The sequence below is a fragment of the Shewanella denitrificans OS217 genome, assembly GCF_000013765.1.
GTDB classification, from domain to species: Bacteria; Pseudomonadota; Gammaproteobacteria; order Enterobacterales; family Shewanellaceae; genus Shewanella; species Shewanella denitrificans.
Window position 1 is genome coordinate 2912484 of the sequence record NC_007954.1, and the last position, 22711, is coordinate 2935194.

Here is a 22711-nt window from a genome sequence, read left to right on the forward strand (position 1 = left end):
TGAAGTGTTCAATTTTGTTGTCAATTTAATACATTTATTACTGCAGTTCTGTTCAACGACCACAGCTATTTAGCGCTATGTGTTTGCGAAACGACATTACCGCTCTCATCGTATCGGTATTCAGTCACTTCATTGCCTGCTGTTATTTTTATGGGCCATGGTTGGAACGGATGCCATTCTGTGGTGATAATTACAGCCTCATCCGTGCCAACACCTCTGATTTCTTTGGTCACTAAACCGCGACTGTTGTAGTCAAACTCGGTGATATTCCCGTTCCAGTCGGTTTGTTGATGGACTAGTCCCTGTTTATCTGTGGTGGCGTAGTAGCTGTAGGTTTGATTTGTTGCGACACAGTTGTTGGATGCCTCACCGACTATGCGGGTGTAGCGTTTATCACCGGTGTCAGTACTGAAATGATAAGTGGTCTTTTTTCCTAATGGATTGGTTACCGTTGTACTGAGTTCACCGTTATAGCTAAAAACAAAACGCTGTTGATTATCGGCTTTGACATTTTCAACCACACGACCGCTGTTGTCATACTTCCAAGTGACATAGCGTTTACCCCGCTCATTGGTGATCCCCGTTAACGCATATGGGTAACGCTTATCTTCATAGTGATATTGTCGGGGCGCGGCCGTTGTAAACAGTAAATTTCCTTTATTATCATAAAGATAATTAATTTTAACATCATCAGGAAACGCCGCGAGTTGGGTTAATTGCCCGACACTATTATAGGTCAAGCTAATACCTCCCCCAAGACTGTGAATAATATGACTCAAGTTGTTAGAACCATCGTAACTTAGCGTTTGATACAAGGTTGCAGACTGCTGGATTTTGACCAATCTTCCGTTCAAATCATAAATTTCATTCGGCTTATTTTGAAATCTAATTTGCCAGCCAGTTTGTATTCCATCTCTCTTAACTGGGGTTAAGGCAAGGCCAGTACTTTGTGTGGAAACGTAATGTTCCCCCATTTTTACAAACTGTAAGTCTGCTCCTGTAGGCTGCATTAAAGTTGCTTGATTTCCAGCCCAGTAAATTCTTTTCTGATAACTATGACGCCACTGTTTGTGCCCAGAATTTGGTGGAATATAACCTGTAATATTGTGAGTCCATGTTGTGCTAGTTAAATCACTATATTGACTATCGATCCCTTGATAATTTTGCGGTTGAATATATTTTGTCCATGAATTGAAATCTAGCTGAATGGCTTTGTTGTACAGTGCTGAAATATTCGGCTTGGCATCGGGAGAACGTAGGCTACGATAGTTACGGGTAAAAACTATTGGAAAAGCTTTGTTATTTTTATAATCCGGTTCTTCAACTTGAACCTTTTCACCAGTGGCTATAACTACAGGATTGCCAGCTTTCATCTCACACTGCTTGGGACCTTCGCTTTCACATTGTCCCGTTAAAGGATTTAACTTGGGGCTGGAGGGCGGACAGTATGCAGTACATTCGCTGCTTTTCATATCAAAAAGGTAGGGGAAGGTGCAGACTTTTTTATCTGCGGGATTATAACAGCGATCAACAAGACCATCACCGTCAAAATCAAATTCTTCTTGATAGTCAGGATGCTCATCAGGTGCACACTTCCTTGTTGATACGTTTCTGAGATTTCCACCACGGGCTAATCTTATCCATCGCCCCCCTTTATCTTGATATTGGCCGTCACCAGTCCATATAGAATTTTGTACCCAACCATAGTAAGAAAATGAGCAGTCTATATAATCCATTTCATATTGTGAATGAATATAAGCGCAACTATGTAAAGTAGCAGGACTGTTGGGGTGCCCGTAAGTATCAGGCGCTTTGTAATAAAAGTTCGCATATAACAATTCTATGCAGGTCGACTTGTCACCATAATAGTCTTTCAACGGTGTTTGCCATGCAATGGTTTCACCTTTGCACATAATCTTCGTGGTCGAATGCGAGCCAGGCAGAACCCAGTGCGCACCTTCTGGGTACCCCATGGGACGATCATTTATTGCCAAGGTGTTATTTGAAAAACACACTGCAAATATAAAAAAAAACGTATTGATTAATTTCACTTTAGATCCTTTAGGTACAAGACGACACTTGGAGTGCTGTTTCATTTATTTTGTCTTCTTTGTAAAACGACATTCCCGCTCTCATCGTATCGGTATTCTTTCACTTCATTGCCTGCTGTTATTTTTATCGGCCATGGATGAGTTGCATGCCACTCAGTGGTGGTTAACTTCTGCTCAGGAGTGCCAAAGGAGTCATAACGTGTAATCTCCAAACCTCTGGGATTATAAGCAAATAAAGTTGTTACACCTTTCCAATTCGTTTGCTTGTGAACTAGTCCCTTCGAAGTTCCAGTCGTGTAATAGCTATAACTTTTATTTGCAGCCATGCAGTTATTCGATGCTTCACCTTCGATGAAAGTAAAACGTTTATCCCCAGTGCTGTTACTAAAGTTATAGGTGGTCCTTTTCCCTAAAGGGTTTGTCACCGTTGTACTGAGTTCGCCATTATAATTAAAACTAACAAGTTGCTGATTATCGCCTTTTACATTTTCGATAACTCGGCCCATGTTGTCATATTCCCAGTTAACATAACGATTGCCCTGTTCATTGGTGATACCCGTTAACGCATACGGATAACGGCTGTCTTCAAAATGATATTGTCGAGTTTCTGTCGTAATAAAAGTACCTGGCACGCTCTCTAGCTGCCGTTCAACCTTGATAAGATTACCAACGGGATCATAGCTATAGTTAACGTGAGCCCCATCCAGTTCTGATGATAATCTAGTTAGCTGGCCATCCTGATTATAGCTAAGTACTATACTGCCCCCAAAGCTGTGAGCTACCGATACAAGTTGACCAATTTGGTTATATGCAAGTGTCTGATAAAGCGATTCTGTTTTCTGAAGTTGAATCAATTTTCCGTTCAAATCATATAGCTCTTTTAGCCCACCGCTAAACTCATAAAGCCAGCCCGTTTGTACATTGTCTTTAATCACTTGCAAAATACGTTTACCAGTTGCCTGTGAGGACAGGTAGTCTGCCCCTGATTTAGTAAATTGAAGGTCGGTTCCCGTAGGGCGATGTAAAATGGCCCTATTGCCTGTGATATACATGCGATAATCATAACTGTGTCGCCACTGTCTATGGCCACTTACAGGTGGTTGATATCGCACACTGCCATCCTCTTCAGTATATTCACGCCAAGGTTTCGCAATAAGGTGACTATATTTACTCGCCACCCCTGTGTATCCCACTGGCTGCAGATAACGTTTCCAATTGCTAAATGATGTGGCTGGAAGTGGATTAAATTGGATACTGAATTGTGGATTAGCTTCAGGGGCTCTATAGCTGCGATAGTTCCTATTAAAGTTTAATGGGAACTGTTTATTACCTACAAAATCAGGCAATTCTTGCTGTACTTTCTCTCCTGTTGAGATGACAACTGGATTCCCCGCTGTCATCTCACACTGTTTAGGCCCTTCTCCTTCACATTGGCCTGTTTCAAGGTTTAGTAATGGCTTTGACGGTGGGCAATACTTAGTGCAGTTTTTAACTTGAGGGTCAAAAGAATAAGGCGCAATGCATGGTAAGCAATCATACTCGTACACATATGAAGCAGTTTGTGGAAGACTTGGTGGATGGTAAGCTGGGTTAGTCCATTTTCGAGAAAATGTGTGACGCATACTTACCCCTTGGAGTTGATCTTTCCAGGGTAGACTTGAATGAATAGGTAACCAATCTCCAGGTACAAAACCAGAACCTGGTGCAACATAATTCCCTAAAAAAGTATTGATCCCAGGAATGATTACCTTGGGGCCATCTTGAACTAATGAATTATCTCCACTTCCTTTCACACAGTACTCTGTGTTAGTTGCGGGATCGCTTACCCTAAGTGCGCAGTAGTATTTGCCAGAGAATGAACAATATTTATCATTAGCTAATACTGTAGAACACAGCAAGCTCGCCAAACTGATCAGTAGTATTTTATAAAATTTCATAAGATTATCTATTCTTATATTGGTTTAATGACTATGTTGGCTACTTTTCATTTGAGTCTCGAGGGTTTGTTATTTTATCGGCCACGGTTGGATCAGATGCCATTTTGTGTAGACAGTTATGTACACAAAACGAAAGATAACGAAAGCTATTGAAACCGTAAAGCCTGTGTTTGATCATCACCTTGCTCACTGTCGTGGGTTTGGGCTTTCTCAAACATGGCCTGTAGTGACTCAACATCGGATAACTGCGGAAGATCCGCAAGTTTAGTTAAGCCAAAATAAGCTAAAAAATCATTGGTGGTGGCGTAAAGGGCGGGTCGCCCTGGCACATCTTTATGGCCCACGCTTTTAATCCAATGTCTATCAGCCAAATTCTTTATAATGTGGCTACTCACAGCCACACCGCGGATCTGCTCTATATCGCCTCGCGTCACAGGTTGACGATAGGCGATGACGGCTAAGGTTTCCAGGGTTGCCCGTGAATACTTAGGCGCCTTTTCTTGCCATAATGGCTGTAAATAAGGGCTAAGTAATTCTTGGGTTTGAAACCGATAACCACTGGCCACTTTTACTAGCTGTACTCCGCGTTCTTGATAATCTTGTTGCAGCTCATCAATCACCTCTTGAATACGTTTACGAGACACATCAAAATCCGCCAAGACAGTCTCTTTCAATGCTTTGATTGTCATAGGCTTTGCCAATACAAACAGGCTTGCCTCTATCAATTGCTTCAACTGTGTGGTGTTTATTTGCATCGATGTCGTCATCCACTAACTGGCTTTAACATAAATAGTCGCCAAGGGCTCGGTCTGGACAATTTCCACCAGCCACTCTTTTGCCAACTCCATTAAGGCCAAAAAGCTGACCACCACACCAGCACGGCCTTCACTCACATCAAATAATTGCTCGAAGGGCACGAATAATTGGCCTTGCAGCAAAGCTAAAATCTGGCTCATGCGCTCTCGGGTGGAGAGTAATTCTCGCTTAACATGATGCTCTTCAAAGGCATCCACCCGCTTTAATACCTGGGCAAACGCACTGGCAATGTCTAATAAACTCACATCTGGCGGCACTAACATCGGAATAATCCCGGGCGCGGGTGCTGCACTGGCTTGAAACAAATCTCGCTCAAGCCGAGGCAAGGCATCGATGTCCACTGCGGCCTGCTTGATGACTTCATAGGCCTTTAATTGGCGCAGCAGCATCAATCTTGGATCGTATTCTTCATCCTCACTATTCACCATTTGCGGTAATAGCAAACGAGATTTAATTTCAGCTAAGGTCGCCGCCATCACTAAGTAATCGGCGGCAAGCTCGATACGGGCCTCGGTAAGCACTTCAATATACGCTAAATATTGGCTGGTTATTTGCGCTATGGCTAAGTCGACCACTTCAAGCTTTTGCTTACGAATTAGGTATAACAACAGATCCAGCGGCCCTTCGAACGTCTCTAAAAAGACTTCAAGAGCCTCCGGCGGAATGAACAAGTCCGTTGGCATAGTGTCTAACACTTGGCCACGCACTAGCACTAATGGCAAACTTTGTTGCGTGCCTAGCATAGGTTCAATCCTGTATTGCCTCTTTCAAGAACAAGTCGGTTCCCAAGTGAAAGTCACTCTCAAGAAAAGCAACGCTCGAGAAAAACTCATCCAACTTGAGGTCAAAGTTAACCTGCCAATGCCATTCAAATTAACCGCAAACAGCCACTGAAAACGCTCAAGCGCGCGAGTATACGCTATTGGGCAGTGATTAAACAACTTATCCCGAGGCTGTCAAGCTGACTATTCAAATGCGCTAGTGTCGCCGGCACCATGGCGAAGCACGTCTATGGTGTCTTCAGACATGTCTATCACTGTGGTTTGTTTCTCAGGCAAATAACCGCCATGAACAATGGCATCCACTTGGTGCTCAAGAATATCGCGAATGTGCTCAGGATCAGACTCAGCAAACAACTCATCAGGCATCACTAAGCTGGTCGACATCATAGGCGCATCTAAAGCGGTGAGGAGCGCTTGGGCAATCAAGTTGTCCGGCACCCGAATACCTATGGTCTTCTTCTTTTCACACTGTAAGCGCTTTGGCACTTCCTTGGTGGCCTTGAAAATAAAGGTATAAGGACCTGGGGTGCTGCTTTTGAGCAGTCGATAAGCCTGATTATCCACCTTGGCGAAGTTGGCAAGCTCGGATAAATCACGGCACATCAAGGAGAAATTATGATCGTTCTCAATTTTACGAATACGCACCATGCGGGTCATGGCATCTTTTTCCCCTATCATACAGCCCAAGGCGTAGCCTGAATCTGTAGGATAGACGATAACGCCCCCTTTTTTGAGAATAGCAACGGCTTGGCTGATAAGCCTTGCCTGTGGATTTTCATCATGAATATAAAAAAATTGACTCATACTCTGTTTACCCAAGATTGTGATTGCCAGACCCAGTCAACGCCTTGGGGCTGGAATAAATTTTTGCCAAGCTCTATCCAATTGCTAGGGAAGTGAAAATCACTGCCGATAGAGCCGAGTAATTGATTTTGATGGCTTAAAGCAATGAGATTATTACGGTCATCTAAGGTTTGTTGCCCGAGGACCACTTCCATGGCATCGCCACCCGCTTCCTTGTATTCGCGCACTAAGCGCTTAAGCCACTTTGCCGATAACTTGTAGCCGCTAGGATGAGCCAGCACAGCAAGCCCACCCGCTTGATGGATAATCTCGATGGCGCTTGCCATATCACCCCAATTATTAGGCACATAACCTGTTTTGCCACGGGCTAAATAGCGCTTAAATACACTGGGCATATCGACTGCATGGCCGTTTTCGGCCATCCAGCGAGCATAGTGACCACGGCTCAGAGCCGCATCCCCCGCTAAGGCTTTGGCCCCTTCGTAGGCGCCTTCAATACCGGCTTTGGCAAGGCGCTCGCCGATTTCCATGGCGCGGATTTCACGCAGCTCACGTTGATGGGCTAAAAAATCCGCCAACACTGAATTCCCCCTGTCCACATTGAGTCCCACAATATGGATATCAAAACTGTTCCAACGAGTAGAAATCTCTACCCCGTCAATAAGTTTAAGTGGCTGTGCCTGACTGTTATTAAATTGGTGCGCTTCATCTAAGCCTGCCAAGGTATCGTGATCGGTAATGGCAAACATCTGCACCCCTTTATCTAGGGCGCGTGCGACCAAGTCAGTGGGGCTGAGCTGGCCATCGGAAGCTGTGGTGTGGCTGTGAAGATCGGCCAAGAGAGTCTCTGTTATCATAGGCTTATTCTACTCGTTACTGAGCAAAAAAGCATATCTAACCTGTAATTTTTTCAGTTTTACAACCTAAGTAGCGGCCTCTTTTCAGTCTTTAAGATAAAAATAGCCCTTAAAGGGCCAAAATGAGTAATATTCAATTGACTTTCCCCCCCAGCTAAGGTTTCCTATAGGCCTAGCTGAGACATTCACGCTATGAAGAATTAATAGAAAAATTACGATAGATAACTAACGTTAGACAAACAATTAAGCCTTATTGATTAGAGTATTTTCGATGACACACTCAAACGCATTTCAACACATTTCTTGGTGGTGGCACTTCCCAACTTAACGGGCGGTGTGATGCGTTGTGCTTAATTGACACAAGAATTATCCAAAAAGCCCGCACCTTGCGGGCTTTTTTGTTTTCTGCCCCAAGGCTGGCTCAATAGGCAAAATAAAGGCAGTTGCGATGATAAATCTAGATAACGGGGAACAACAGACGATGACAGCACCAACTTCAACCCAGAGGGCATCGACGGCTAGCATAGCCAAGGTCAGCACTCAAAAACGGCGCCTGACTTACCATGCCGACCCCTTAAGTTTGTATCACAGCATCACTCAAGACTTGCCCCATACCTTGTTACTCGAATCGGCCGAAGTCACCAGTAAGCAGAACCTTAAAAGCATCATCATGACCCACGCGGCGATGATGATCCGCTGCGATGCATACCAAATTACCTTTAGCGCACTGACCCCTAATGGTGCTAGCCTGCTTGCACCCATTGCGGCATTTTTTAGCCATGCCAAGCCAACACAAGATGAACAACACTTAGTGGTACAGCTTTGTAAGAGCGCTGAGCTGCAAGACGAGGATGCGCGCCTTAAGGCCACCTCACCGCTGGATGGACTGCGCTTATTGGTTAATGCCATCAAGACAGACAAGGCGCCCGAATTTGAAGACTTATTTTTAGGCGGGGTGTTAGCTTACGATCTAATCGATACCGTAGAGCCACTGCCCCCAGTGCCTAATGCCAGTAACGATTGCCCAGATTACCTTTTTTACCTCGCTGAAACCTTAATCCTTGCGGATCACCAAACTGAGCAATCTGAGCTTATCACCCATCTTTTTAATCCCAATCTCATTGATGCAGATAATGATGCTAGTCGTGATGAAAATAATGATAAAGCTATTGATAACTCAAGCTATATGCGGGTACTCAGTGAACGCGCAGCAATGCTGACCCAAGCCTGTCAACAGCCACTAATGACCCCAGCACTTAAGCCGTTAGATGCACAGGAGCGGGTTAATATCAGTGATGAACAATTCAAAAAAACTGTCGTGGATTTAAAAGAGCACATAGTGGCCGGCGATATTTTTCAAGTGGTGCCATCAAGAAGCTTTAGCTTGCCTTGCCCCAATACCTTGGGCGCGTATCGTGCATTAAGGCTCACCAACCCTAGCCCCTATATGTTTTATTTCAGAGGCCCGGATTTCACCTTATTTGGCGCATCTCCTGAGTCTGCCCTTAAATATCAGGCCAGTAACAACCAAGTAGAAGTTTACCCCATAGCGGGTACCCGTAAGCGCGGTAAAAATGCCTTAGGTGAAATCGATTTTGACTTGGACAGCCGCATCGAACTTGAGCTGCGCCTCGATAAAAAAGAGCTGTCGGAGCATTTGATGTTAGTGGATTTAGCCCGCAATGATATCGCCCGCATCAGCCAAAGCGGCAGCCGAAAAGTGCCAGAATTGCTTAAGGTTGACCGTTATTCCCACGTGATGCACTTAGTGAGCCGAGTCACGGGTCAATTAAGGACAGATCTTGACGCCTTGCACGCCTATCAAGCCTGCATGAATATGGGCACCTTAGTGGGCGCACCAAAAGTGCGTGCCTCACAATTGGTGCGTGAGGCTGAAAAAGCCCGCCGCGGCAGTTATGGCGGCGCAGTAGGTTACTTAAATGCCCTAGGGGACATGGATACCTGCATCGTTATTCGATCGGCCTTTGTTAAAGATGGCGTGGCCCACATTCAAGCAGGCGCAGGGGTGGTATTTGATTCAGACCCTCAAGCCGAAGCCGATGAAACCCGTCAAAAAGCCCAAGCCGTTATCTCGGCGATTAAATTGGGAGGTGCACTATGAGTACATTAATAGCAGCGAGTACATTAACAGCGGCGAGCTCATTTTCAACATCAGCGACCACGCAAAAACAAGCCACCAAGTTGTACCTGTTGGATAACTTTGATTCGTTCACCTACAACTTGGTTGACCAATTTAGAAGCCTAGGCTTTGAAGTGGTGATATATCGCAACGATGTTAATCCTCAATACCTCGCCGATAAATTGTTAAATGAAGCAGGCAATGCCGCCTTAGTATTATCACCAGGCCCAGGTGCACCCGTTGATGCCGGCTGCATGATGAGCCTAATTCGTCTGGTGGCAGGCAAAGTGCCTATGCTGGGCATTTGTTTGGGCCATCAAGCCATGGTGGAATATTATGGCGGCAAGGTAGAGCGCGCCCCTTTTGTGGTGCACGGCAAAGCCAGCCCCACCTTTCATAGCGGCCAAGGTATCTTTGCTAACTTGCCCACACCGCTGCCTGTGGCGCGCTATCACAGCCTAGTGGCAACAAACGTGCCCGATTGCTTACAGGTTATCGCCACAACCGACGAAATGCCCATGGCTATCTTGCACCCTGAGCACAAAGCGGTGGGGTTTCAGTTTCATCCAGAATCCATACTCACGACTCTGGGCAGCCAATTGCTGACCCAAACCCTGGACTATTTAACCCAAGCAAATGAGCCACTGGCTCAAACTAAAGTAACCAGTGCTCAAAGCTCACAAGGAGGCCAGCCATGTTAACTCAAGTAAGCGCGACTCAAGCTGACAGCAATCAAGCGAGTCAAGCGAGTCAAGCACTTCTGGATACCTTGTATCAAGGCCATGCCCTCACCCGCAGCCAAAGTGAAACCTTATTTGCCAGCATAGTGGCCGGGGACATGGATCCTGTCGCTATGGCAGGCATGTTAGTGGCCCTTAAGATGCGCGGCGAAACCACAGCCGAAATCACCGGCGCCGCCGATGCCCTACGTTCTGCCGCCAAGCCTTTTCCAAGAAGCGCCGACTCAATTAGCACAGGCGTGCTGGATATTGTCGGCACGGGTGGCGATGGCTTTAACACCATAAATATCTCAACCACGGCAGCCTTTGTTGCGGCAGCTGCTGGGGCAAAAGTGGCCAAACATGGCAATAGAGGGGTGTCGAGCAAATCTGGCTCATCCGATTTATTGACCCACTGCGGCATAGGTCTCACCATGAGTCCAAAAGCCGCCAGCGCCTGCTTAGATACCCTGGGGTTAAGCTTTTTGTTCGCCCCCCATTACCACGAAGGGGTACGCCATGCCGTGCCTGTGCGCCAAGCACTAAAAACCCGCACGATTTTTAATATCCTAGGGCCACTCATTAACCCTGCAAAGCCTGAATTTATGTTACTTGGGGTCTACTCGCCTAAGCTACTTGCCCCTATCGTTAATGTGCTTAACGCCCTTGGGGTCAAGCGCGCCATGGTGGTTTATGGCAGCGGCCTAGATGAGGTGGCGCTCCACGGTGATACCCAAGTAGCCGAGCTAAATAATGGCGACATTCGCTTCTATCATTTAACCCCAGAAGAATTAGGGGTTGAGCGCGCCGACTTAAATTTACTCACAGGCGGCGAGCCCAGTGACAATGCGCTGATCACAAAGGCTATTTTACAAGGTAAAGGAGAAGCCGCTCAGCGTGATGCTGTGGCGATAAATGCAGGCTGCGCCCTGTATATTAGCGGCATCAGTGATTCCGTTCAGGCGGGGACTAAGCTTGCGTTAGCCACACTTAAAACCGGTAAAGCCTTTGATGTATTAACCCAACTTGCCGAAGCCAGCCAAACAGAGGCGCAGGGATAACGATGAATACTCATGCTGAACAAAAAAACCGTATCAATACTGACTCAAGCACCAAAGCGTCCAACGTACTGACTCGAATAGTTGACACCAAAGCGGCTCACATAGCCGCCTTAAAGCAGCGTTTCCCTGAACACAGCTTGCAGCCAAAAATATCTGATAGAAGCTTATTCGATGCCCTAAAGCAGCCCAATGCCCAGTATATTTTTGAATGTAAAAAGGCCAGCCCTTCCAAGGGCTTAATTCGCCCAGACTTTGATGTAGTAGCCATTGCCGATATTTATGGCAAGTATGCGGCGGGGATTTCTGTGTTAACCGACGAGGCATTTTTCCAAGGGGACATGGATTACATCCCTAAAGTACGCGCGCGCGTCAGTCAGCCTATATTATGTAAAGACTTTTTTGTTGACCCCTACCAAATCAAACTTGCCGCCCACCAAGGCGCCGATGCGGTGCTATTAATGCTGTCGGTGCTCGATGATGAGCAATATAAAATCCTGGCTCTTGAGGCGCAAAAGTATCAACTCGATGTCTTGACAGAGGTCAGTAATCAAGCGGAAATGACCCGCGCCATTAACCTTAATGCCACCATTATCGGGATTAACAATCGCAATCTTAGGGATTTATCTACAGATTTGGCCACTACAGAGCTCCTTGCGCCTCAAATCCCTGCTGACAGAGTCGTCATCAGCGAGTCGGGCATTTATACTCACGACCAAGTGCAGCGTTTAAATCCTTTGGTGGATGGCTACTTGGTTGGCAGCTCAATAATGGCTCAAGAAGACATAGATTTGGCCTGTCGCCAGCTTATTTTTGGCAATAACAAAGTTTGCGGCCTCACTCGCATTGAGGATATAACCGCTGCAGCCCAAAGTGGCGCCGTTTTTGGCGGGTTAATTTTTCATCCAAGCTCAAAGCGCTATGTAGAATTAGCCAACGCCAAAGAATTGATTAAGCAGATGAAAGTGCAAAACATCAGCCTGAAAATGGTCGGGGTGTTTGTTAACGCAAGCCATAATGAGATGGTCGAGGCTGCAAAGGAGTTAAAGCTTTTCGCCCTGCAATTGCATGGCGCAGAAACCGCTTCAGATATCGCTCAATTGGCCCAGACATTAAAGGCCAAAAATATTGAATGCGAGATCTGGAAAGCCGTCGCAGTGGACAGCCAAAGCGGCGAGCTAGGGCCAAGACCTGTTGGCGCCAGCCGTTATTTGTTCGACAGTAAAACAGCACCTGCCACTAACATGGGCGGCGCTCAATTTGACGGTGCTCAATTTGGAGACTCTCAATTTGGCGGTGCTCAGTTTGGAGGAACGGGGCAAACCTTTGATTGGCAGCAATTGTCGCTCACTGCCGATGAAAAATCCCGCGCCATGCTGGCAGGTGGACTTAATGCAGACAACACAGCCCATGCCAAACAACAAGGGTTTTATGGCTTAGATTTTAACTCTGGGCTTGAGCTAAGCCCAGGCATCAAAGACGCCAGCAAGATAGCTAAGGCCTTTGCTGTACTTAAGCAAAGTGAACCCAGAAAAAATTAATCGAAGATGTCTCAATGGCACCTAACGCATTGAATTTTGAATATTGATACAAGGAATACCCATGACAGAGCTTAAGCTTGACCCTTATTTTGGTGAATATGGCGGCATGTACGTACCGCAAATTCTGGTGCCCGCCCTTAAACAATTGGAAAGCGCTTTTGTGGACGCCCAGCAAGACCCAGCATTTCAGGCAGAATTTACCGATTTACTGAAAAACTACGCAGGTCGCCCAACGGCGCTAACTTTAACCCGTAACTTAAGCCCTAATCCGCTAGTGAAAATTTACCTAAAGCGTGAAGACTTACTCCACGGCGGCGCCCATAAGACTAACCAAGTGTTAGGTCAGGCATTGCTCGCTAAGCGTATGGGTAAGAAAGAGATTATTGCAGAAACTGGCGCGGGGCAGCACGGCGTTGCCACCGCCCTTGCCTGCGCGCTGTTGGGGCTTAAATGTAAAGTGTACATGGGCGCAAAAGATGTTGAGCGTCAATCCCCCAACGTGTTTCGCATGAAGCTGATGGGCGCTGAAGTTATTCCTGTGACCTCAGGCTCTGCCACCTTAAAAGATGCCTGTAATGAGGCCATGCGCGACTGGTCAGCAAGTTATGATAAGGCCCATTATTTATTAGGCACGGCCGCAGGTCCGCACCCTTTCCCTACCATAGTACGTGAATTTCAGCGCATGATAGGTGAAGAAACCAAGCAGCAAATATTAGAAAAAGAAGGCCGTTTGCCCGATGCGGTCATCGCCTGTGTGGGCGGCGGCTCAAACGCCATCGGCATGTTCGCGGATTTCATTGATGAGCCGAGTGTTGAGCTTATCGGCGTGGAACCCGCTGGTAAAGGTATAGACACCCCAATGCACGGCGCGCCGTTAAAGCATGGTAAAACCGGGATATTCTTCGGCATGAAGGCCCCCTTAATGCAAGACAGAGACGGCCAGATTGAAGAGTCATACTCTGTCTCAGCAGGTCTTGATTTCCCGTCAGTGGGGCCACAACATGCGCACCTTAACGCCATCGGCCGCGCCCGCTATGAGTCAGCCACAGACGATGAAGCCTTAGCCATGTTCCAGCAGCTTGCCCGCTGTGAAGGCATCATCCCAGCGTTGGAGTCGGCCCACGCGTTAGCGTATGCGGTAAAACTTGCCAAAACTGCCACCAAGGAAACCATTCTCGTGGTTAATTTATCGGGGCGCGGTGACAAGGACATCTTCACTGTGTCTGACATTTTAGCGGCCAAAGAACAGGAGAGCGGCAATGACTAACACAATAACTAACGCAATGACTCACGAAATGAGCAACAGATATCAGCAAGCTTTTGCAGCCCTGAATGCCAAAAATCAAGGCGCGCTAGTGCCGTTTGTGACCTTGGGCGACCCAAGCTTTGAATTGTCACAAAAAATCATTAATACCTTGATAGAAAGTGGCGCCGATGCCCTAGAGCTCGGCTTTCCCTTCTCAGATCCTCTCGCAGATGGCCCCGTGATCCAAGGTGCCAACTTAAGGGCGTTAGAGGCCGGCATGAAGACCAAAGATTGCTTTGAGCTTATCCGCCAAACTCGCGCCGCCCACCCAGATTTACCCATAGGGTTGCTCTTATACGCTAACTTAGTGTTTGGTAACGGCATAGATAATTTCTACGCCAAGGCAAGCGAAGCTGGGGTCGATTCAGTGCTTATCGCCGATGTGCCCGTGGAAGAGGCTGCGCCCTTTATTGAGTCTGCCAAAAAGCATGGCATAGCCCCGATTTTTATCGCCCCGCCAAACGCCGATGACGACACCTTACGCGCTGTCAGTAGTAAAGGCGAAGGCTACACCTATTTACTGTCCCGCGCAGGCGTCACAGGCACAGAATCAAAAGCGGGCGAGCCCATAGAAGCCATCTTGGCAAAGCTGAGCGAATTTCACGCCCCCCCGCCCCTGCTTGGGTTTGGTATCGCCGAACCTGCCCAAGTGGCCGCCGCTATCAAAGCCGGCGCCGCAGGTGCTATCTCAGGCTCCGCCGTGGTTAAAATTATCGAAGCCCATAAGGATGATGAAGCCAAGCTGCTATCTACTTTAAGCGACTTCATCAAAGCCATGAAAGCCGCAACTTATAAGTAGCGAGCAGTAGGAAGAAATCGAAGGCTTTCAAGCAGTTTGATATAGGCGTAAGAGACACATAGTTCCCATACATAAAACAAAGCCCCGAGTGAATCATCACTCGGGGCTTTTTTGTTTTTAGGCAATTAGGAGTTGCTAATTAACCTGAGATCGGTTTAAGCCATAACAGAAATCGCATTGAAATCGACATCTGTGATATTAAGTTGTGGCTTACTCTCTTTGAGTTGATAGGCAATTAAACCGCCAATCATATTCAGCATAAAACCATGCACACTTCTATGCCTCGAATGCTCGATTTGTGAGATATTCTTAAGCTGATCATTGATCGTTTCTATAATAAATCTTCGTGAAAGCATTGCCCTATCCCACAGTGATAAAACCTTCTTTTTCATGTTCTTGCGAACATTGTTTACTAGTGTTACGCCTTGCTCAAGTAGCTCGCTTGCCAACGCTTTACTGATATAGCCTTTATCCGCATACAGCTTGTCCATAGCATTCACCACCATGCCTGAAACAGGCTTAGTGTCATGGGTATTGGCTGGAGTAATTTTGGCGGCAACAATCCCCCCCTTATGGTTAACGATGAGGTGAAGCTTGAACCCGTAGAACCACCCCATGGTCCCTTTTCCGCGGCGAGCAAGGCCAGATAACGTTTTATGTCGTGGAATTCGCAAATTGTGGCAAACCTTTACACTGGTCGAATCGACGAATTCAATCCCCGTAGGTAGACTTCTGATGCTGGAGAAATAGCTGCATAGTGGCACGACAGCTGTCGGCATAAGCTCAAGAAAACGGGTATAGCTGAGTAAGTGGGGGAAATCAGATTTGAAAAAACGAGCAAGATATCCAGTGTAGTAATTTTTGAAGTCACGATGATGAGATGTATGGAAGAGTATGATAATCGTCATTATTTCACTCATGTCCATTCTGCTTGAACGTTGGCGCTTACGCGTGCCATCTGTTACGCATTGTTTTTTCCATTGCGGCATGAATACAGCACAAAAATCATCGACATCACAAAATACATCCACTAAATTATCCATAAGCCCTCTGCGTGATTTGTTCCTTCTTGGTCGAAAGATCTGATCACAAAGAGGGCGATTAGTTCAGTTTTTTATCCCGAGTTGAGGTTAATTATACCAATTAGCATTGAAGTGTGATCTAGTTGAGGAGTAGCTTTTAAAAACTCATTAGTGACACTCAATTTAATAGGCTCATAATGGCAATTAGCGAGACGACCTTCTGAGACAGGACGTCGAAGAGAGCTATAGGGACATATCCACGCGTGTCGACGAGCAAATGCAATGATGAGTCGATCATTGAATATCAAATTTCAGACTGTGATTTTGATGCCCAAAGCCACCATGACGTTGGGAAGGCTTAAATCGTAATTGGTATTAACCTTGTATCTTCCACGCAACCAACATGAAATCAAACCGTTGATTTAAAATATTTATAAATATTAACTTCAAGGAGTTTAATTTAATTTCACCGTTCAAGGCTTACCATGGCCCAATTCTTACATAAAGAATCTCACCGACACGCCGCACTTTGGATTAAAACCAGAGTCATCCATGTGGGTTCACAAAGTCAGGCACTGAAAATTCTGCATACAGGCTTGCCATGCCCCATGTCTTACATAAAGAGTCTCTACGACACGCCGACTTCTTGTGAGATCAAGAGCCATCCATGAGGGCTCGAACATCCCGTCCTTGGGATGGACGGTCGTCTCGCAAACACTCATGACTCACCTTTTTAGCATTGGTGTTATCAGTTGACTTAAATGCTACTTTCTAAATTTAACAATGGGTGCCACCGTTAAATTATCCGTAATTTTTCTAAGTTTAATAGAAGGAACTAAATTACGCGATTAGTGTTGGGTGTTCAATATTCATTCAATATTCATTCTTGCTTATTCATACTCTGAGCCAGCTGATTAAATTTATCAGTTAAGGGTTTATCGCATATTTTCTAATTTTTCTTTAGCTTTAACATTTCCCTGCTCTGCGGATAAAATAAGCCATTTCCTAGCTTCAACATAATCTATCGATAAGCCAGCCATACCTGTTGTATACATTAAACCTAAGAGATACTGCGCATTATTTTGCCCTTGCTCAGCCGCAAGCTGAAAGTACTTAACAGCTTCCTCATAATTTAGCGGCTTACCCTTTCCAGTATAGAAGCAAAGTCCAACTCTAAATTGTGCATTGAAATTACCTTGATCTGCAGCCAATTGATGCCAACGACATGAAGCTTTAGGGTCCTTGTCCCCCCACTCTCCAGTACGAAATATCTCACCTAGGAAAAATTGTGCATCAACAAGTTCTTGTTCGGCAGCGGCTAACAATAATTCCATGGACTTTTGAGTATCTACATCAACACCTTCACCTCTGGCATACAACAAAGCCATGGTGTACTGGGCATCAGCATAATTTAAGTTCGCGGCATTAGAAAAATACTTTACTGCTTGCGCCAAGTCTTTAGGTATATCAGTACCGTAATAGTACATTGATGCGAGGACGTAACTCACAGCACCTGAACCACCTTCCGCCGCAAGTCGATACCATTTAACAGTTTCGTTTATATTTTTTTCAACACCCTGTCCTTTTGAATACATTGACCCAACAACATCATAAGCAGGTTCAAATCCTTGCTTTGCCGTCTTAAGCAGCCATTCGAACGCTAACTCATAATTAATGTCAATTCCTTGACCTCCATAATAAGAAAGTCCCAAGTTAAACTGCGCCTTTATATTGCCAAGCTCTGCAGCCTGTTTATATAACATAACGGCTTTTTGCTGGTCCATATCAACAACCAGACCTTCATCATAGAAATTAGCTAAATAATTAATGGGTTCATGATTTTTTTCACCAGCTAAAGACTCAATGATTTCAAATGCAGTCACATAATCACCATTATTCATTGCTAACTCTGCATGTTCAACACTGGAATAACAGTTAAATGATGCAATACACATCAAAATAAAACAGATAAATTTTTTCATTGCTTTTCCGTAATCTAATCTTTTAAAAAGTCTATAATTAACCAATTAAAAACTAGTAACATTCAAACGAACTAAACTTTAATGCCCCATCATTGCTATCGGCAAAGCTATCAAGAGGATTAAACCATGAACTATTGAAAGAGCTGCGACTATTTTAGCGAGAATAGCCCAGTAAATCTTTCCTTGAAAAAGACTTGCAGCCTTCCACACCGCGATGCACACAATCAAAATATAAACGGCATAAAGCATGTTAAGAATGAAAAGTACGTCGGTATCATTCACCGCAGCAATAGTGATATTAAATAGCATCCCACCTAACATATAGGCGCCCCAAAATGTATCAACTAACCCTATTTTTCCGGTAACCAGCCTGCATATCATTCCATCTTCTTTAGGCTTAGCCACACTCAACGGTTCCATACTCACACCCTTTTAAATGATTAAATCGATTAAACCTGCCATCCATGCCAAAAAGAGTCAAGTTTAACTTTATCAAATAGGGCTTAAGGCTAAATTGCGTCTCCTTGGGGAGATTATTGCACCTCTAAATCGAGTTTTACTTTCTAATCAGTGCTATATGAGTCCAATGAATACAAAAGTCTCCCCGTCCAGATGTGGCAAATAATCCTCATAAGGATAGGTGTCATTTCATCATTTTTTTGTGCCTGTGCGTTAGCCCACCGCTAAATGCTAACAGCGAGCCCATCGATACCTTGTCCTATCCTTATAGATGTAAACACCTTTACTCGCTTGCTAACACACTGGGGATGAAGGTCATCATCATGGCTACAATCAACACAACCGCGGCAATGTTAAGCCAAAAACCAGCTTTGGCCATATCAACAATTCGTAACTGGCCGGAGCCAAAAATAATCGCATTCGGTGGTGTTGCCACTGGCATCATAAATGCGCAACTTGCCGCTAATGCCGCAGGGATGACTAACGTCAAAGGATCATCGGTTAACGTTACAGCGATAGGGCCTAATAATGGTAAGAAACTCGCCGCTGTAGCGGTATTGCTGGTAACTTCGGTTAAGAAAATGATAGTAATAGTCACCAATAAAACAGCCACTAAAATCGAGAAATTATCCGCACCTGCTAATAGATTACCAATATATGCCGCTAATCCTGATTGATTAATTAAGGCAGCTAGTGATAATCCACCACCGAAAAGCATTAATACGCCCCAAGGAAGTTTTTTAGTATCACTCCACACTAAAATACGTGTGTCACTGTTACGATCAATGGGCACAATAAACAGCAATAAGCCCACAAACATGGCAATACCTGTATCACTAATGGCTAAACCTGTCGCTTTGGTTATCAAGGGCCTAAATATCCACCCCATTGCTGCGAGTGCGAAACAGGCTAACACATACTTTTCTCCTTTACTCATCCCCCCAAGTTCCGTAAGCTTTTGCTTAAACATCGAGCGAGTATCTACTTCACTGTCATTGGTTAAATTGAAAGAGAATTTAGTCAAAATCAACCAACAAAGTACCAGCATCACCAGGGATAATGGCACACCGATTATCATCCACTGCGCAAAACCAATTTTTATCTGATAGGTCTCAGATAAATAAGCTGCCATCAAGGCGTTTGGCGGCGTTCCAATTAATGTCGCTAAGCCACCAATGGATGCAGAAAAAGCAATCGACAATAACATGGCTTTAGAAAATGCTTGATTTGCTTGCCCACTATGGCTTTTGACCATTTCAATCACAGATAACCCTATGGGTAACATCATCACGGTAGTGGCAGTATTGGACATCCACATTGATAAAAAAGCAGTCACTGCCATCATACCGCCAATTTGATGACTCTGTTTCGAACTCACTAATGTCATTGCCGTCAATGCGATACGCTTGTGTAAATTCCAACGCTCCATCGCGATGGAAATTAAGAAGCCACCTAAAAATAGGAAAATTAATGGATTAGCATAGGGTGCAGTCACAGCCTCAATCGAAGCAATCCCAACCAAAGGCACTACAACTAAAGGCAAAAAGGCGGTGACTTCAACAGGTACAGCCTCTGACACCCACCAAGTTGCCATCCATAACGTCAAACCTAAGGTGTACCACGCCAGTTCATTCATTCCTTCAAATGGCACAGGGAAAATTAAGGTGATCGCCATTAACAATGGCCCCATCAATAACATTATGATCGGTGTCGTTTTTGCCTGAATATTACTCATGATTTTATCCTAAAAGTTGTATTGCAAACCAAAACCAATGTTACTGTCATCTGAAGTGTTAAGGGCTAAGTGAGAGATTAAACCTGCCAACCATTGATAGAAAGGGTCAAGTTTACCTGTATAAAATGGAGCTTCACACTAAGAGTGCCTCCTTGGGGAGATTATTGCACCTCTAAATCAAGTTTTACTTTCAAATCAAGAGTGTTTTAGGCCAATAAATACAAAAGTCTTCCAGTCCAGGTGTGACAAATGATCCAATAAAGGATTGGTGTTATTTCATCGGTGTTTTTTGTCCCAGCGAGTCAGCTCGCAGCTAGGTGCAGGCAAGCGTTGCAGTAATGTCGCCTTCCTTTTCAAGGTGTTCACAATATGCGGTTAATTCTTGCAATGTGTCTACTGGATCTTTGAATAACTTGCCAAATTCATTGATGATTTTAAGCCAGTTATCGGCAGAAACATTGAGCAGATTTGATTTGGCTGTTGCGGCTGATATGGATTTTTATCACCGCACGCTACTTTTACAACAAAGGGCACTACGCGGCTACTGCAATGATACATGGGTCTAATGTTTAAACGAAAATCCCACACTCACCTTCGTTAATGTCTGCCCAAGTCTTAAGCCTAGCTTAAAAGATAATGACCTTCCATGAGTGTGGCTGGCACTGTTAATCTTAAAAAGATTAACAACCTGATTTTAGCTATCGAAAAGCCTTCCCAGTGACCAGTTCAAACTCTTTTTACACAAAGCTCACTTAGAAAGTTTCTATAAGCATCAGAATTTAAAGTAAACTCATCACCCACAGCTTCTATGGATTTCGGTTTATATTCATCAATACATACAAGTCCGATAACTGCATATTGTGGGCGCTTACCCCCATAACCATTAACCACATTAGCATTCCGAAAGCTGGATAGCGTTTTTGGAGCTCATAAAACTTTCAAGTTGGTCAGGGTTCAAACCTTCTAAATATCGACTGCGCCTAGTGTTAATTGGCTCAATATATTGATTTACATATTCAGCGATTTCAGCAGCCGATGGACAGAAGTATCTTTGCCATCAAACTGTAATTGAAGACAGTTTGATTATAAACCTTTCGAAACCCGCAGAGGCTTGACTATTTCGTCAAAAATCGCTCTATAGGAAAGTAATTCATGATTATATTTATCATCTTCGTTTGTAATAGATAACCCTACTTGCTTGGTCATACTTTCCTTCGTGCGTAAATCAACATATTGCACACTAATGGAGTAAGTGCTAACTACTTGGCAAAAAGTCAAGAACTCACCACCACAGCGTTGCTCAACATTATCCCAACTGGCGACATTATTTTTTACTGACGTAGAACCGCGTATCAAGTTTATGATAATAGCTAGATCTATTTTAAGCTCATTTAAGTAAAGCTGTTGCAACTTTTTATTGTAAAGCTCCAGTTTATTGGTGATAGGACGACCTGATATAGAATCAAATAACGGCGACATGCTGCCTAATAGATTACTTTTTGTTGCCTCAGCTATTTGATTCGGTGTAATCCCTTGGCCTAAATGGTTCAAGCTTCGTTCTATTTCGCTTGTGATTAATCTTTCAAATTCTGAAGGTTTTACTAAATTATTAATCGAACGATTAACGACGACTATGTTAGGGTAAGTTTTTTTAAAAATTAAATTATTTTTAGTAACAACAGTAGGAATACCATGATCCATACTGCATCCAAATATAAATGTGCTAAAAAATAGTATTAACAATCTTATCATTTGACTCCAACTAATTTATCTAAGGATATCTCTACAGCGTCGGTAATTTTTCTGTGATCATTCAATGTCTCGGGGACAGGAATAGCTACGAAACTTGATTTGGTCTTGGGCACTTTTTTAACATTATTATGAACGAGCCGTTTCGAGTTATCATCATCTAATGATTCAACCTTTATTTTTGTAATTAACTCGAGCCCACCACAATCAATGTAAAGCTGTTGGTTGTTTATATCTACAAGTTCAGAACAGTAAGATAACCCATTAATTGTGCCATGCTGATTCACAAACATACTTGTCAGCACCTGCTCTACTATATTAGGTTCCCGAAGCAAAACGTTTTCGCGAACACCATCCCACATTGCAATATTATGATTAAAATTAATCACTCTAATTGAAATTTCTTGTGAAATAAACCCGTTAGCACCGTAATCACGTTGAATTCTGGCATATGTTTCCAATAACACTTTGTTATATTTTTCTTGATCAAACACTCCTGACGTTGAGTCGGTATACCCCCCCAAGTCCTGATTTACTTGCTCGAATATAGGCTCTGTAATTTCAGTCCCTATGACTTTGTAACCTTTTGATTTTAGGGTGCTCACGACTTTTGGAGTGATAATGCTCGTTAGCTCAGTTCTTCGATAGTGCAAGGGATTCGGGGAATAAAAATTTATTACAGCAATACTTGTAATATTATCTTGAATAACTTTTTTACTTACTTTGTAAGGCGTCGAAGAACAACCAAAAGTAAAAATACTGATGATAATAACGATTAGATAATTCAAGATATCTCCCTGCGATTCGATGTTTGACTATTTGTATTTATCTGGGTCGGCATAATAATCATTCAATGTCGAATTAACAAGGAGAAAGTTAATCAAACTTTCTAAGTGTTCTGATATATAGGAATACGAGGAAACACTTCGAGTAACGACAGCTTCGCTATATTTG

The 22711-nt window shown here is 44.2% G+C and carries 18 protein-coding genes, 1 pseudogene and 1 other annotated feature; of the genes and pseudogenes, 6 read left to right on the forward strand and 13 right to left on the reverse strand.

Annotation, left to right across the window (positions count from 1 at the left end):
• Positions 1-65 precede the first annotated feature (65 nt).
• The 6 genes from SDEN_RS19885 to rnm form a co-directional block, all read right to left on the reverse strand.
• A complete protein-coding gene (locus SDEN_RS19885) occupies positions 66-2051 on the reverse strand; it encodes a DUF6531 domain-containing protein (protein ID WP_011496875.1) in 1986 nt (661 codons plus the stop codon).
• 41 nt (positions 2052-2092) lie between these two features.
• Positions 2093-3988, reverse strand: coding sequence for a DUF6531 domain-containing protein (locus SDEN_RS12680; protein WP_157599859.1), 1896 nt, complete (start codon positions 3986-3988; stop codon positions 2093-2095).
• Between the two features lie 146 nt (positions 3989-4134).
• A complete protein-coding gene (scpB, locus tag SDEN_RS12685) occupies positions 4135-4743 on the reverse strand; it encodes an SMC-Scp complex subunit ScpB (RefSeq protein WP_041405805.1) in 609 nt (202 codons plus the stop codon).
• Positions 4744-4758: 15 nt separating this feature from the next.
• Positions 4759-5547: a segregation and condensation protein A gene (locus SDEN_RS12690; RefSeq protein WP_011496878.1), complete on the reverse strand. Its 789-nt coding sequence runs from the start codon at positions 5545-5547 to the stop codon at positions 4759-4761.
• Between the two features lie 222 nt (positions 5548-5769).
• A complete protein-coding gene (locus SDEN_RS12695; RefSeq protein ID WP_011496879.1) occupies positions 5770-6390 on the reverse strand; it encodes an L-threonylcarbamoyladenylate synthase in 621 nt (206 codons plus the stop codon).
• On the reverse strand, positions 6387-7247 hold the full coding sequence (gene rnm / locus SDEN_RS12700) for an RNase RNM (protein ID WP_011496880.1): 861 nt from the start codon (positions 7245-7247) through the stop codon (positions 6387-6389). Before rnm ends, SDEN_RS12695 begins: the two co-directional genes overlap by 4 nt.
• 298 nt (positions 7248-7545) lie before the next feature.
• Positions 7546-7649 (forward strand) — a sequence feature (Trp leader region).
• Positions 7650-7728: 79 nt separating this feature from the next.
• On the opposite strand from rnm, the gene SDEN_RS12705 reads away from it, so the two are divergent.
• The 6 genes from SDEN_RS12705 (at position 7729) to trpA (ending at position 14810) form a co-directional block, all read left to right on the forward strand.
• Complete coding sequence (locus SDEN_RS12705; RefSeq protein WP_011496881.1) at positions 7729-9369, forward strand: anthranilate synthase component 1; 1641 nt, start codon at positions 7729-7731, stop codon at positions 9367-9369.
• On the forward strand, positions 9366-10088 hold the full coding sequence (locus SDEN_RS12710; protein ID WP_011496882.1) for an aminodeoxychorismate/anthranilate synthase component II: 723 nt from the start codon (positions 9366-9368) through the stop codon (positions 10086-10088). The genes SDEN_RS12705 and SDEN_RS12710 overlap by 4 nt, the downstream gene beginning before the upstream one ends.
• Positions 10082-11167 carry an anthranilate phosphoribosyltransferase gene (trpD, locus tag SDEN_RS12715; protein ID WP_011496883.1) on the forward strand — a complete coding sequence of 362 codons (1086 nt, stop codon included), beginning with the start codon at positions 10082-10084 and terminating at the stop codon, positions 11165-11167. Before SDEN_RS12710 ends, trpD begins: the two co-directional genes overlap by 7 nt.
• 2 nt (positions 11168-11169) lie before the next feature.
• Entirely contained in the window at positions 11170-12705 is a 1536-nt protein-coding gene (trpCF, locus tag SDEN_RS12720; protein WP_011496884.1) for a bifunctional indole-3-glycerol-phosphate synthase TrpC/phosphoribosylanthranilate isomerase TrpF, read from the forward strand.
• 61 nt (positions 12706-12766) lie between these two features.
• Positions 12767-13972 (forward strand): tryptophan synthase subunit beta, encoded by a 1206-nt coding sequence (gene trpB / locus SDEN_RS12725; protein ID WP_011496885.1) that lies wholly within the window; start codon positions 12767-12769, stop codon positions 13970-13972.
• A complete protein-coding gene (gene trpA, locus SDEN_RS12730; protein ID WP_011496886.1) occupies positions 13965-14810 on the forward strand; it encodes a tryptophan synthase subunit alpha in 846 nt (281 codons plus the stop codon). Before trpB ends, trpA begins: the two co-directional genes overlap by 8 nt.
• A 155-nt stretch (positions 14811-14965) precedes the next feature.
• Here the strand turns inward: trpA and SDEN_RS12735 are convergent, their stop codons facing one another.
• From SDEN_RS12735 to SDEN_RS12760, 7 genes and pseudogenes are all read right to left on the reverse strand, one after another.
• Entirely contained in the window at positions 14966-15853 is an 888-nt protein-coding gene (locus SDEN_RS12735; RefSeq protein WP_011496887.1) for an IS982-like element ISSde7 family transposase, read from the reverse strand.
• A gap of 914 nt (positions 15854-16767) precedes the next feature.
• Complete coding sequence (locus SDEN_RS12740) at positions 16768-17814, reverse strand: SEL1-like repeat protein (RefSeq protein ID WP_011496888.1); 1047 nt, start codon at positions 17812-17814, stop codon at positions 16768-16770.
• 78 nt (positions 17815-17892) lie between these two features.
• Positions 17893-18234 carry a hypothetical protein gene (locus SDEN_RS12745; protein WP_041405806.1) on the reverse strand — a complete coding sequence of 114 codons (342 nt, stop codon included), beginning with the start codon at positions 18232-18234 and terminating at the stop codon, positions 17893-17895.
• A gap of 322 nt (positions 18235-18556) precedes the next feature.
• On the reverse strand, positions 18557-20008 hold the full coding sequence (locus SDEN_RS12750) for an SLC13 family permease (protein ID WP_011496890.1): 1452 nt from the start codon (positions 20006-20008) through the stop codon (positions 18557-18559).
• A 302-nt stretch (positions 20009-20310) separates the two neighbouring features.
• A pseudogene (locus SDEN_RS20865) lies at positions 20311-20471 on the reverse strand (transposase); the annotation flags it as partial.
• 620 nt (positions 20472-21091) lie between these two features.
• Positions 21092-21709 carry a hypothetical protein gene (locus tag SDEN_RS12755; RefSeq protein ID WP_041405807.1) on the reverse strand — a complete coding sequence of 206 codons (618 nt, stop codon included), beginning with the start codon at positions 21707-21709 and terminating at the stop codon, positions 21092-21094.
• 47 nt (positions 21710-21756) lie between these two features.
• The gene (locus tag SDEN_RS12760; protein WP_011496892.1) at positions 21757-22545 is read right to left on the reverse strand and encodes a hypothetical protein; all 789 of its coding nucleotides are present in this window, start codon (positions 22543-22545) and stop codon (positions 21757-21759) included.
• Between the last annotated feature and the right edge of the window lie 166 nt (positions 22546-22711).